The organism is Cronobacter condimenti 1330 (assembly GCF_001277255.1).
In the GTDB taxonomy this organism is placed as follows: domain Bacteria; phylum Pseudomonadota; class Gammaproteobacteria; order Enterobacterales; family Enterobacteriaceae; genus Cronobacter; species Cronobacter condimenti.
On sequence record NZ_CP012264.1, the window covers coordinates 3759503 to 3773463 of the forward strand.

Below are 13961 nucleotides of genomic sequence, written 5' to 3' on the forward strand. Positions count from 1 at the left end.
TAGTTAATCAATTCTCACCGTGTCTTAACGGCACGGCAGTAGCAGATTTCCGTTCTCGCTCGTTCCTTGCAGATTTTCCGGCACCGTGACCGCGCATTGCGTTTCACCGTTCCAGCTCACCTGTAATTTGTGGCCCGGCTTAAGGCCGCTCAGGTACGCCTGGCCATCGTCGTTGACGATGCCCACCTCCTGGTTTTCCTCGTTACGCACGCTGGCACCAAATGGCGGGAAGGTACCGTCTGCCAGACGAAGTATGGCCATCGCCTTAAGCCCGGAAATAACGTTAAATTTACGATACCCTATCGCCCCTTCGGTCAGCGTCGCCTGCACGACAGAGGCAGACGCCTCGGCATTCTCCGGCAGTCGGTTGATATCAATACTCAGGCTGTTTTTGCTGTAATTACTGACATCTGTCACCACGGCTTTACCAAAATGGTTGGTCGTGGTTGCACCGGCATAGCCCTGTACTGGAATGTCCGCCGCATCGCCGGTATCCAGCAATACGCGCGTTCCGCCCATCACATTGGTGCGATGCAACGCCGCGCCTTTGGCCGTGGCCGTCATGCCGCCGCGAAGCGACAGACCTGCCGAGCTGTACTGGCTGTGCTGATAGTCAACATTCCCGCTCACTTCTGCCAAATTGCCCAGATGATCGTAATAGCCGCTCAGGTTGCCACCGTCATTGCTGCCGCCTGCGGCAAGGCGATAGTTGTCGCCATTGTCGAGACGGTTGTAGTAGCTCAGGTTATGGCTATTGGCATCAGCGCTATATGACGAGTTGAGTCCAAGCGTGCCGGAATCGCCCATCGGTACAGAAAGCGACATATACATTCCATCGTCTTTCTCACCATTAAATTTGTTACGGTACGCCGTCAGTGACGCGCTAATGTTTTTCCATTTACCGATGTCAAAATACCGGGACAGCGACAGGCTGTAGCGATCTTCCGCCGGATTATTCCAGTAGGTCTGATGCGAATAGTTCAGGTACGCGCTCAGCCCCAGACTTTCAAACTGCTGGTTGAAGGTGACGGTATACATCTCCTTGCTTTGCATAAAATCGCCATTATCTGCGCTGTGATTCAGATAATCGTTAAAGCTCATAAAGTCTTTTTCAGAGAATCGATAGCCTGCGAACGTCACCTGGCTTCCGGTTTCATCGAACCGTTTCGAATAACTCACGCGGTAAGACTGACCATGACGATCGTCGCCATTATTTAGCGTCGCGCTGGAACGAGTGATGTCGAATGCCAGCGCGCCCAGCGCCATAAGGTCACGACCTACACCCAACGCCGTTGCGAGATAATTACGGCTCGCCACCAGACCACCATAGAGAGACCAGCCGTTACTGATCCCCCAGGAAAATTCACCAGAACCAAAACCGTTGCCTTCGCTTTTGTGATCGTACGTGCTTGGTCGACCGGCATACATTTTGTAACGCACGCTACCCGGGCGCGTCAGGTAAGGGATCGAAGCGGTATTCACCTTATATTCCTGCACCGAACCGTCCTGTTCCTGAACGCGTACATCCAGTGCGCCAGATACTGAGTTATTCAAATCCTGAATCGCAAACGGCCCCGCCGCGACCTGTGTTTCATAAACTACGCGGCCCTGCTGCGAAATCGTCACTTTGGCGTTAGTTTTCGCAACACCCGTGACCTGCGGCGCATAACCACGCAGGTTTGGTGGCAGCATATTATCGTCCGACACCAGACTTGCCCCGGTGAAGCGCACGCTGTCGAACATGTCGGAATTCATGTAGTCTTCGCCGACAGTCAGCTTCGCGCCCATTTTTGGCAGCGCGCGATACATCTGAAAGCGGCTCCATGTCCACTTTTTCTGGCCACCGCTATTCTCATCATGATTATCATAATTGGCTTGCCAGTCCGCGCGCGCGCGCCATGGACCCGCGTTAAAACCGACCGTACCATTACCGGAAACCGAATTATCGTCACCGCCATGACGTCCTTCGTTATGACGTGCTTGTGCGTTGACGTTGTAATCCGCCAGCACACCCGGTATACCGTCATCCCACATGGACGGCGGCACCCAGTCGTCTGACGTATATTCCAGGTATGCCTGCGGCACGTTTAACGTGAGCGTGTTGCTGCCGAGATCCGGCGTGACTTCCACACCGTTCAACGCCGTCACGTCTATACACTCGCCGTTATGCCAGCTTTTAAACTGCGGCAAAAATTTTTCTTTAAAACCGAATTTTTTTACCTGCTCCGGCGTAAAACAAACTATCGACTGGCTTTTATCATTTTCGGCAGCAAACACATTGACCGATTGTTCTTCCAGTTCGTTTTGATTTATTTTTATTTTAAAATCGTAAGTGCCCGGCATAATATAGCCGCGCTTTGAGAAACGACTCAGATCGATATTTTGCTTATCTTTTACGTCTAATACATCAGTATTAAACTGGATATCATCCGCCGCCATCGCGGGAGTCCGTAAACACGCGCAGATGCATAAAGCCAATGCTGATGGCATCACCAGTTTCGACATGGTGGCTTGTTTATTATGTAGTCTGGCCATATCCCTTTTGCCTGTTTACGGGCAATCTCTTTCATTGAAAAAATTATTTGGAAAAAGCAATATTCAAAAATAATCAATGCGGTATTTGATTACTGAAGAATAACCACCAGGACGCAAATCCTCATGATTAGCTTTCAAACGTAACGTGTAATCCAGTCGAATATCGTCCGTGGATATTTCTGTATAAGATTGGGGTTTGCCTGGGTATATCTGTTCGCCATTTTTACTGGCAATCTCAAGCGCTACGCCTTTTGCTTCACCGGTAACTGCAAATAACCCTTCATCATTTGCTCCATCGAACGTGACTTGTAAAAAATGCCACGGCGCACTGTCAGGATCACCATTATCAAAGGTGCAATTAACCAGATGTATGGAAAAGGGTTTTGTTATTCCTTCCCCGGTACGTTTCATAATACCTACCGTATCGTCAGGCATTTTGATGGACTGATAACGACTTTCCATCGCGATATCGCAGGCTTTTGAAACAATCGCGCCTTGCATACTGACCCGCCCTGTCAATCCGAGATCAAATTCTGATGCAGGGTTGGCATTCTGCAGTGATGCCCGCACGGCTCCGCTCGCTAACACCATTGTTAACGCTATCGCACAATGCGTAAGTCTTGTCATGAGCTCCATCTCTGAAAGCGAAAAATCATACGCCCGCCGCAGCGGGCGTATGCTGCCTAAAAAGCTGTATTACTGATAAGCAAGAGTAAAGTCAGCAACAGCAGTGAAATCACCTGGGGTTACAGTGGCAGACGCACCATCGCCCTGCAGGTAAGCAGAGAACAGCAGGGTGTTGTTGCCTTCCTGCAGCTGATGCGCTTGTGAGGCTTCACCCAGCTTGATTTGTTCGCCGTCACCGTTGGTCAGGATCAGGCTCGCGCCTTTCGCCGTACCGGTGATGCCCAGAGAACCATCAGCTGCACCTTCTGCGCCAGTGAAAGTCGTTTTCACGGTTTTCAGCGTGGAAACATCGCAGTTTTCCAGCTTGATTTCGAAGTTACGCGGTACAGAAGTACCAGTGTTACCATTTGCTTTCAGCGCAACGTTAGAAATCTGGCCCATGCTAACGGTCTGATCAACGCTGTCTGGGTTAATTGAGCACGGCGCATCAATGATAGAACCCGTAAAAGTAACTTTACCGTGACCCTGATCTTTCGCGTTAGCCATGCCGGTTGCCAGAATCAGGCCCATTGCCGCAGCCAGAGAAACTTTGCTGAATTTCATGTTTTTTCCTTGAGTAAAATAAAGAATTCCTTAAAAAAGGATCCACTTGGCTTATATAAAATTCACCATATAAATATATGGCGCACTTTATATTTACCATCCTGTGGGTTCGAGAGAATTTTATGTTTCAGAACTGGTGACATCAAGGAATATAAATTCTAAAAAAAGAAGAGATGAATCCACTAATTAAACGAGAAGTTACTTCATTGAAATTAAAATAAAAAATATTTTTAAACGCCATGACTATGCCTTACTCCCCCCTTATTATCGGGACCTCCAGACATCTATTTATTTACGACACAATTGATATGTTTTGCAACATGCTCCTTATAAAAGCGTCAATTAACGTTTATTAAAAAACAGGTTTAATGAAACTCAAGACAATAAAAAACCACGCCGAAGCGTGGTTTTCACAGGATAAAGAGATTACCTGTCGAGCCAGTTCCCGCTCTCAATGCGGGTAAGCCCTTCGGTAGAACGCTGGTAGACATACATCCAGGCGCTGCCGTACGGCGTCTGAATGAGCTGGCGTTTATACTCGCCGCGCGCGGTGCGCAGCGCGTCCAGTTCCGCCAGGGTGGATGCGTCGATGCGATAAACCTCGCCCACTACCGAGCCTTCGCCCGGCACGGCGCCAGGGTAGTGCCCCAGACTAAAAAGCTGGTAGTTTTCGATGTCGTAATCGCCCAGCCACTGGGCGTTGGTCATCCAGTGGCTGTTACCTTGTTTGCGCCGTAAACTGCCGTAGACAAATATTCGCATTGCTAAAACTCAAACTGATAGAGCACATCAAGTGCCTGATCTACGCCAGACACCGCTTCCAGATATAGCTTAGGCATCAGGCGATACCTTAGCGTGAGCGTCGCCAGCGAGTCAAAAATGCCCACGCCGTATTTCACCTGGAGACCCGGCAGTACATAGCCACTGACCACCACCTGGGAAGAATCCCCTACCCCTTCGGTGTCCAGCGCCAGATTGCTTACGCCAAACGTCTCGCCGATTTTACCCACAACCTGACCACTTTGTGCAACCCCCAGACCAATAAGCATTGAGGTCATCGCATCGCTGTCGCTCTGACCACTCTCCAGACCCTGCCCACGCAGGAGATAAGAGAGCGCCTCCTGCTGCGACATCGCCGGGTCAGAGAAGACCTCAACTTTCGGCTCATCCGTCTCGCCAGTCACACGGACGCCGGCAATTACGTCGTTCTCGGTTGCCTCAGGATTGCGGATCGCCTCGATATTAAGCAGCGGTCTGTCAGGCGGGCCGGAGAACAGCAGCTCACCTTTACGTACCAGCAGATCCTGACCGTAGGCGTGAAAACGCCCTTCCGGAATATTGATTTGCCCGTTCAGGCCCAGCCCCTGTTTATCCTGCGCAACTTTTAGATCGCCAGTCAGGCGCGCCTTCAGCCCAAAAGCAGCTATCCGCACATTGTTCCCAACATGAACGATAAGATTACTATTAATTGGGATCGACGCGCGCTGCGCTTCTTCCGGTTTCAGATTTTCATCGAGCAGAACTTCATCGCTGGAGACGCCCACCGCGCTTTCTGGCAGGTCTTGCACCACAATGCGCGCCCACGGCACATCGACACGCCCATCAAGCGTAATGAGGCTCGGGGTGGCTTCCAGCACCACATCTGGCGACACGTCGAGCCGCACCATCGGCGGCACGGTGACCCGCACCCGGCTGCCACGTGCGGCGACGCGGGCGCGCCAGTTATCAAGCTGGCTCCAGTCCGCGTTGCCGTTAAGTGCGATTTCGCCCTGTTTCGTGCGCACCACGCCCTGGAGTGTTGAACTCATTCCGTTGAAATTCATTGCCAGCTGGCTCGGCTGCATGTCGAACGGCATAAAGTTGCCTTCGATATCAACACCGTTAAGCTGCATTTGCCCGAATAGCTGAGGCTGGCGGGCGTTGCCGCCAAGGCGCAGATTCGCGCTCAGAATACCCGCCGCTTTCTCGCCGCGCGAAAAGACCGGGTTGGCTATCGCCAGCGAGAAATTGCGAATATTCACGTTGCCGGAAAGTGTGCGGCGTTCCTGCGGGTCCGCCACCTGAATATCGCCGTCAAACTGGCCGTTATTGGCCAGACGAATCAGCCAGTTGAGCCGCGCACGGTTATTACGAAGCTCTGCGTTCAGGTTCAGCGTGTCGAACGCCACCAGCAACGGGTTGCCGTTGACCAGTTGCGTCACGCGCACGCCGCGCCCGGCCAGCTGTACTTGTCCCTGCGGCAGACCTTCTTTCGTCGTATCCCAGCTAACATCCGCTTTGCCTGTAAAGAGCCCGCTCGCCTGCGTCTCTTCGGGCATAAAGGGTTTAATCATCGCCAGATCAAAGCGGTTCAGATTGACCTGCGCCCGCCCGCTGGCGCCCGCGTCGATCGTTTGCGGCACGCAAAGTTCGGCGTTTGGGTTGCGCCAGCAGTGCGGGCCGATGGCGATTTTCTGCTCCTGGCCGCGATAATCCAACGTCAGTGCGCGGTTCAGCGTCCATGGGCCGACCGGTGTGGCGAAGCGAGTGTTGTCTATCTCGCCGCGCCAGCGCATCGCCTGCCTGTCAAAACTGCCGCGCAGATCAAGCTGGCCGGAAACCGGCTCGCCCTGTACACGCAGCGCCATCTGGTGTGACTTCTCGTTGCCTTTCGCCTCAAGCGTGATCAAGCGCAGATTGAGATCCGCCTGCGTGAGCCGCTCAACGCGCAGGTTCAGCGTGCCACCTATCTGATCGGTCGATTTTATATCGCCGAGCAGGCGCACCTGGGCGATGGAAAGCGCCTGCCAGCGCAGGTTACGGGCGGTGACATCCGCGTTAAGCTCCGGTGCCTCCACGTTACCGCGGATTTTCACCAGCCCTTTCGCCGTCCCGCCGAGCCCCGGCAACGCGTTATCGAGCGCCGGAGCGTCAATCGTCGCGTCAAGCGCCAGGTCCTTCACGCCCAGATCGCCTTTCACGTCGGCTTTGTTGCGTCCAAGCTCCAGATGCAGGCCGGGGATCGTCCACTGAAGATAGCTGTTGCCCTTAAGCTTGCCCTCAACGTTCACCTTGTTCTGCTTAACGTTGCCCGCGAGCTTAAGCTCTGGCACATCAAGCTGCCACGTGCCGCCGTAAAGGCTCCCACGAAGCTTCATCAGCCCGTCCAGCTTTGATGGCCATTCCGGGTACTGTTTCGCTGTGTTAATGCCTTTAAGCGCCAGTTCGCCGCGCCAGCTAATGGCCTGCTGCCAGTCGAGCAGCGCCGTCAGCGTGGTATGCCCTTCCAGCGCGGCCACATCAAGCTTATCGATGTTGATCTGCTGCTCATTGCCCTTGCCGTCAAGCGTGATGGTGGCAGGCGGCACCTGATCGCCCTTCACCGCCGTGCGGAACGACAGCGCGTAGTCGGTCATCTTGCCGGTTAACTTGAGCTTCAGATCATCAGCCTGATACTGGCGCGGCCCGGTGAGCGGCCAGTAAAGCTGTTCACTTGTGATATCGAGATTCAGCGGCAGCCCGGCTTCGGCAAGCTTCGTCTGCCCACGCAGCACCACATCTACCGGGCCGGAAAGATTAACGCCAAACTCCAGTTGCTCACGCAGCGCGCCGCCCACTTTGAGTTTCACCTTCTCACCCTTCAGCGGCTCTACGTTTAGCGTACTGTTAAGCGTGATATCAACCGGCCAGTTGTTGCGCAGTTCCGCGCGACCGGTTGCGTTCACGGTGCCCTGGTTTGAATCAATATCCAGCGTGTCGAGTCTGGTTACCCCATCGACGCTGCTGATTTTTACCAGCAGATTGCTCACGGTGATATCGGTATCGCCGGTCAGCCGTAGCTGTTCGCCATGAAAATTTTCTACCGTCAGGTTGAGCGGCAGATGCACATCGGCCATTTCCGGCAGCACCGGTTTCGAGAAGAGGTCGCGCAGCGTCTCGCCAAGTGGCTTCTCCTGCGACTGCGGGTTGTTGACCTTCGGCTCCACCACTTCTTCCTGCGCGACTTCCGCCGCCTTAGGCAGGGCAATCAGCAATCCCTGCAATGACGTTGGCTTCAGCGTCAGGTTGCGGCTCTCCCAGGCGAGTCCTGAACTGAAATCCATCACTGACACTAGCGTGTCGTCGATTTTAATATTCACGTTGTGCAGCGCCACCCGGCTTAGCGCCACCGGGTATGGCGTCGAGAGATCGAGCGGCCCGCTCTCTTCTTCTTCCACTTTCGCGGCAGGCGGCATTTTTTTGGTATCCACCACCACGTTGATATCTTTCAGTGAAAAATCATTCACGCACAGGCTGCTGTCACGAAGGCATGCAAGCTTAACGGAAAGGTGAATTTCGCCCGCGTTAACATCAACGCCAGGCTGCTGGTAGCGCAGCGATTTAATCGTCAAATCACGCCAGCCGCCGGTGACGTGGCCGATATCAAGCCCAGGCACCCAGCGGTTGGCGGCATTGAAAAGCAGATGCAAACCTGATGTCGTGCCCACCAGAAACCCTACGGTTGCAATAAGCAGCACGACAACGGCCAGTACGGCGAGGCTGATCTTTCTTACACGACTCATAATTCAGGCCCCAGACCGATGTAAAACTGCAAACCATGTTCCTCTTTGTCGCCCACCGGCACCGCGAAATCGAGCTTTATCGGGCCTACCGGCGACTGCCAGCGCACCCCAACACCCGCGCCGGTTTTGAAATTGCTTTGTTTGATGTCGTTGACCGCTTCGCCAGAATCCACAAACACCGCGCCCCACCATTTTCCGGTCACGTTGTACTGGTATTCCAGCGAGCCGGTCGCCAGTTTTGAAGCCCCGGTCAGCTTGCCATCGTCATCTTTTGGCGAAATCGATTTGTATTTATAACCCCGAATGCTGCGGTCGCCGCCCGCGAAGAAGCGCAGATCCGGCGGCACGCGCTCGAAATCGTTGGTTTCTATCCAGCCCAGGTTGCCACGCGCCACAAAACGGTGGCGGTCATAGAGCGTGCGTATCCAGACGTTTTGCGCCTGCAGAACGACGAAATCGACGTCCGAGCCCCAGGCGGTGTCGGAATAGTCGATGGAATAGCGCTGCGAATCCCCCCACGTCGGCATCAGGCCGCCGCGAGAACGGGTGCGGCTCAACATCACGCCGGGGTAGAGCAGCATGGTGGTATGGGTGACATTGGCCTGCGTAAAGTGATCAAGGCTCCAGCGCAGGTTAATCGCGCGCTGCCAGCCGCTGGAGAGATCCCAGTAGCGTGACACGGCAAGTGTTGTGGAATCGGCTTCGGTATCGTTGAGATCGGTACGCTTAAAGCCGCCCTGCACCAGATAATATTGCTCAAGCGGGTTCTTCAGCAGCGGCATTTTATAGCTGAAGTCGAGCTGTTGCTCCGGTGCTGAGATACTGGTCGAGGTGGTCAGGCTATGGCCGTAGGAGTTGATCCACGGCTTGCGCCAGTTTGCTTTCAGGCGTGGGCCGACATCGGTGGAATAGCCCGCCCCCAGCTCGACGGTATTTTTAATGCGCGGCGACACCACACCGCGCAGCGGCAGTACTTTCGTCTGGCGGGATTTTTCAAACTCCGGCGCCACAACGACGGAATTAAACCAGCCGGTCGCGGAGAGACGACGGCTCAGCTCCGCCACATCGCTGGACTGGTAATAATCACCTTTTTTAAACGGCACGAGGTTTTGCAGGTACTCTTCGCGAATTTGCGAGCCTGAGAACGTGACATCGCCAAAGCGATAGCGGGGGCCGCTGTCATAATCAATATCCCAGAAGGCCTGGCGGCGTTCTACCGACACGCCGAGCTGGCTTTTTTTGTATTCGCTGTCGAAATAGCCCCGGCGCAGCGCCACGCTGGTAAGGCCTTTTTTGAAGCTGTCGTAATCGTGATGGTTCAGCACCGTACCGATGGCAGGACGCTTCTTTAAAAGATCCAGATAGGCGCGGTCGTCGCGCGCCCCACCGCGCAGGATCACATCCGTTGCGGCAATGCGCACCGGTTCGCCCGGATTAACGTGCGCCAGCAGCACCTGGCGACGACCACCCGGCGGCGGCTCGCGCAGTTCAAAATCGATGGTGGGTTCATAATAACCCAGCGCTTTCAGGCCGTTGCGGATAGCGTCATCGACGCGGGCGCGAAAGCGGCGGTCCGGCGTGACTTCATCAACCTGAATGGTGGAAAGCTGGGCGCGGACATTTTTTTGCAGCGCACCGGTTAACCCTTCTACCTGCAGACGGACGGGCGCGGCAGTGGAGGCGCTCGCCATCAGCAGCGTGGCCCAGCACAAGTTACGGATTTGTGGCACGTTTTCTCCTGAATATCCCTTATTCCCACCCCTGGAAGGAAACTTCTCGCCGCTCCGCGGCATGACAAAACTCCGGTAAATGGAGTTGAAAAAAAGACGATCAGCCAAATATTTCTTATGTTTAATTTAGTCGCATTTAAAAGGTTTATTGTGGGCAAAGAGCCGCTTCGTGACAACCGCAGGCGAAAATTTGCGCGCTCAACATTTCTCAGGAGGCCGGCGCTATGAGTTTTTTTGATAAGAAACAGATGATTACCCAGGAAGAAGCTTTACCGGGGCGCAACACCCGGATGCCGGTGGCATCGTTACATACCGTGACGGGCCACTCAATGACCAACGTGCCGGAGGGCATGGAAGTCGCCATGTTTGCCATGGGCTGTTTCTGGGGCGTCGAACGCCTGTTCTGGTCACTGCCAGGCGTTTATAGCACGGCCGCGGGCTACACCGGCGGCTATACGCCAAACCCAACCTACCGTGAAGTGTGTAGCGGCCAGACCGGCCACGCCGAAGCAGTGCGCATCGTGTATGACCCGAAGGTAATAAGCTACGAGCAGCTGTTGCAGGTATTCTGGGAAAACCACGATCCGGCCCAGGGGATGCGTCAGGGCAACGATGTCGGCACGCAATACCGCTCGGCTATCTATCCGCTGACGCCGGAACAGGAGGCCGCCGCACAGGCGAGCCTGGCGCGTTTTCGCGCGGCGATGGAGGCGGCGGGCGACTATCGCCATATCACCACTGAAATCGTCCCGGCCACGCCGTTCTATTACGCCGAAGACGAACACCAGCAGTATCTGCACAAAAACCCGTATGGCTATTGCGGCATCGGCGGCATCGGCGTCTGTCTGCCGCCCGAGGCCTAACTTTTTATCACACCACGTTTTATCAGCTTTTTTGATAAGTGATGAGAGGCGGTAAACGGCACGAACATGGTATCCCTCAACCGAACCTGGCTGCGGAGAACCACCATGAAATCGACGACACTGTTACGCGCGTTTATCCCTGTTTTGACTGGCCTGTGCGCCCTTCCCGCCTGGGCAGGGCCCCAGGCGGACGTGGTGTGCGCTTATCACCATACCGCTGGTGATGACGCCATCATGATGTACGGCATGCCGAACCATGCCATGCTCCATGACTTTTTCGGCAACACCCATACCGACGCCTATTCCGCCTACGAGCGGCTGCGAAACCTGCCTGAAACCACCTGCAATAATAAAGCGGACAGCTCCGCCTGGTGGGCGCCCACCATGAAGCTGCCCGATGGACAAATCGTGCAGCCCGCTTATCAGAAAACCTACTATCAAAGCACGAACGTTGATAAGTACCCACTCACGCCCTTCCCTCCCGGGCTGGAACTGCTGGCAGGCGATCACCACGGCAGCGCACCCAACCGACGCATCACATTTCTGTGCGGCAATGGCAAAGGCTATACCAACACAGCGGGCGAAGTTTGCGGCCTGCGCCAGAAAGGCGATGCGGTGCAATTTAACATCGGCATTCAGTTTCCCAACTGCTGGGATGGCATAAACCTCAAACCGGTACGTGGGCGGATGAACGCCACTTATTCCAGCGACGAAGGCGCCTGTCCGGCGACATTCCCGGTGAAAATCCCGACAGTTAACATGAACGTCGCCTGGGTATTGCCGCAAATCACCACGCTGGATACCGCAAAAATCGCGCTATCGATGGATCCTGTTATGGATGGCGAAACGCGCACTGAAAAATGGGGCAGCATTTACACTGCGCACGGCGATTTCATGAATGGCTGGCCTGTGGAATCGGCGCAATTTATGACGCAGGAGTGTATGAACAACAACATGGACTGCGGCACCAATATTCCGTTCAGTTACACAAAGGCCAGCGCAGATACATGGGTCAGCAGCGCCGAGCCGCAGCGCAATTTTGGCGATGAACCCCTGTTGCAGGTGCAGGATGACTGGCGCAACGGCGGGCGTACCGCCAATACAGAAATGATGTCGCTGGTGAAATTTGCGATTCCGCCCCTTCCGGCGGGCTACTCCGAAGCCGATGCGGCGCTGTTTAAATATAAAATCCGCATTTATGGCGGAAAAAACGCGCAAGGCGCCGATCAGATTTTCTTTTACCCGACCGATACAAAGTGGGACGAACACCAGGTGAACTGGAATAATCGCCCGGCATGTAATTACAAATCCGATGGCGTACTCTATCTCGATAAAGAGAGGATCTATCGCTACGTTGATGTGGATAAAGCCGTACGGGCCGCGCTGGCAGCCGGTAAAACGGAAATCGCGTGGTATATCGGCGGCGACCGTCAGGGCAATAATTACAGCTTTAGCCCGGCGGGAACGAAAGAAAATCTGTTGCTGATGCTGGTAGGTTTCAAAACCACACCCGAAATCTGATGCCGTGACCCCGCCGCGGTTTTTTATCTGCGGCGGGCGCTTTCTTCACGCGTTGCGCAACCCTCTGGCAGCCCCGCTGGGGCTTACGCTATACTACCCTTTGAATTTGCAGGCCTCCTTCTCTACGGGCAGGCAATCACAGTGTTTTCACACGATAATCAACTTCCCTTCCGAGGATCCGGCCATGGCTGGATAAGATATGTTAAACAGTATTTTACTGATACTTTGTCTCATAGGCGTAAGCTCCTTTTTCTCGCTTTCCGAGATCTCGCTTGCCGCCTCCCGTAAAATCAAACTCAAGCTGCTGGCCGATGAAGGCAACATCAACGCCCAACGGGTGCTGAAAATGCAGGAAAACCCCGGTATGTTCTTTACCGTGGTGCAGATTGGCCTGAACGCCGTCGCCATTCTTGGCGGTATCGTCGGCGATGCGGCGTTTTCTCCGGCGTTCTATTCGCTACTGGTGCGGTTCGTCTCTCCTGAAATCGCCGAGCAGGTCAGTTTTATTATTTCCTTTACGGTCGTGACCAGTCTGTTCATCCTCTTTGCCGACCTGACCCCGAAACGCATCGGTATGATTGCGCCTGAAGCCGTGGCTTTGCGTATCATCAACCCGATGCGCTTCTGTCTGTTCATTTTCCGCCCGCTGGTATGGTTCTTTAACGGCATGGCGAACGTGATTTTCCGCATTTTCAAATTGCCGATGGTGCGCAAAGACGACATCACCTCTGACGATATTTACGCAGTCGTGGAAGCCGGCGCGCTCGCGGGCGTACTGCGTAAGCAAGAGCATGAACTTATTGAAAACGTGTTTGAGCTGGAGTCACGTACGGTGCCCTCTTCCATGACCTCACGTGAAAACATCGTCTGGTTCGATTTGCATGAAGATGAGCACAGCCTGAAGCAGAAAATCGCCGATCACCCGCACTCGAAATTCCTGGTGTGTAATCAGGATATCGACCACATCGTCGGTTACGTCGATTCCAAAGAACTGCTGAACCGGGTGCTGGGCAATCAGAGTCTTGCGCTCAACAGCGGTGTGCAGATCCGCAACACGCTTATCGTGCCGGACACCCTGACACTTTCCGAGGCGCTGGAAAGCTTCAAAACGGCGGGCGAAGACTTCGCCGTTATCATGAACGAATATGCGCTGGTGGTGGGCCTTATCACGTTAAACGACGTGATGACCACGCTGATGGGCGACCTGGTCGGTCAGGGGCTGGAAGAGCAGATCGTCGCACGCGACGAAAACTCCTGGCTTATCGACGGCGGCACGCCGATTGATGATGTAATGCGCGTGCTGGATATCGACGAGTTTCCGCAATCCGGCAACTACGAAACCATCGGCGGCTTTATGATGTTTATGCTGCGAAAAATCCCGAAACGTACCGATTCGGTGAAGTTCTCCGGGTATAAGTTTGAAGTGGTGGATATCGATAATTACCGCATCGATCAGCTTCTGGTGACGCGTATCGACAACAAGCCGGGCGTGCTGACCCCTAAATTGCCTGACGAGCAGAACGCCGCCTGAGCCTCAAAAC

9 protein-coding genes are annotated in these 13961 nt (G+C 54.3%); 3 read left to right on the forward strand and 6 right to left on the reverse strand.

The annotated features are described in order from the left end of the window. Positions 1–24: 24 nt before the first annotated feature. The 6 genes from AFK62_RS17235 to tamA form a co-directional block, all read right to left on the reverse strand. Entirely contained in the window at positions 25–2535 is a 2511-nt protein-coding gene (locus AFK62_RS17235) for an outer membrane usher protein (protein ID WP_081590353.1), read from the reverse strand. Between the two features lie 63 nt (positions 2536–2598). After that, complete coding sequence (locus AFK62_RS17240) at positions 2599–3162, reverse strand: fimbrial protein (RefSeq protein ID WP_226991940.1); 564 nt, start codon at positions 3160–3162, stop codon at positions 2599–2601. Positions 3163–3231: 69 nt separating this feature from the next. Next, positions 3232–3765 (reverse strand): fimbrial protein, encoded by a 534-nt coding sequence (locus AFK62_RS17245; protein ID WP_007678727.1) that lies wholly within the window; start codon positions 3763–3765, stop codon positions 3232–3234. 426 nt (positions 3766–4191) lie between these two features. Beyond that, the gene (locus tag AFK62_RS17250) at positions 4192–4527 is read right to left on the reverse strand and encodes a gamma-glutamylcyclotransferase family protein (RefSeq protein ID WP_032984785.1); all 336 of its coding nucleotides are present in this window, start codon (positions 4525–4527) and stop codon (positions 4192–4194) included. 2 nt (positions 4528–4529) lie between these two features. Further along, positions 4530–8306: an autotransporter assembly complex protein TamB gene (tamB, locus tag AFK62_RS17255; protein ID WP_007678729.1), complete on the reverse strand. Its 3777-nt coding sequence runs from the start codon at positions 8304–8306 to the stop codon at positions 4530–4532. Continuing rightward, positions 8303–10036 (reverse strand): autotransporter assembly complex protein TamA, encoded by a 1734-nt coding sequence (gene tamA, locus AFK62_RS17260; protein ID WP_007678730.1) that lies wholly within the window; start codon positions 10034–10036, stop codon positions 8303–8305. Before tamA ends, tamB begins: the two co-directional genes overlap by 4 nt. Before the next feature lie 224 nt (positions 10037–10260). Here tamA and msrA point away from each other — a divergent pair, with 224 nt between their 5' ends. The 3 genes from msrA to AFK62_RS17275 all read left to right on the forward strand — a co-directional run bounded on the left by msrA (position 10261) and on the right by AFK62_RS17275 (position 13951). Then, positions 10261–10899: a peptide-methionine (S)-S-oxide reductase MsrA gene (gene msrA / locus AFK62_RS17265; protein ID WP_007678731.1), complete on the forward strand. Its 639-nt coding sequence runs from the start codon at positions 10261–10263 to the stop codon at positions 10897–10899. A gap of 105 nt (positions 10900–11004) precedes the next feature. Beyond that, complete coding sequence (locus tag AFK62_RS17270) at positions 11005–12420, forward strand: CBM96 family carbohydrate-binding protein (protein ID WP_053532056.1); 1416 nt, start codon at positions 11005–11007, stop codon at positions 12418–12420. Between the two features lie 199 nt (positions 12421–12619). Continuing rightward, positions 12620–13951 carry a hemolysin family protein gene (locus AFK62_RS17275; protein WP_007678734.1) on the forward strand — a complete coding sequence of 444 codons (1332 nt, stop codon included), beginning with the start codon at positions 12620–12622 and terminating at the stop codon, positions 13949–13951. The last annotated feature ends 10 nt before the right edge of the window (positions 13952–13961 follow it).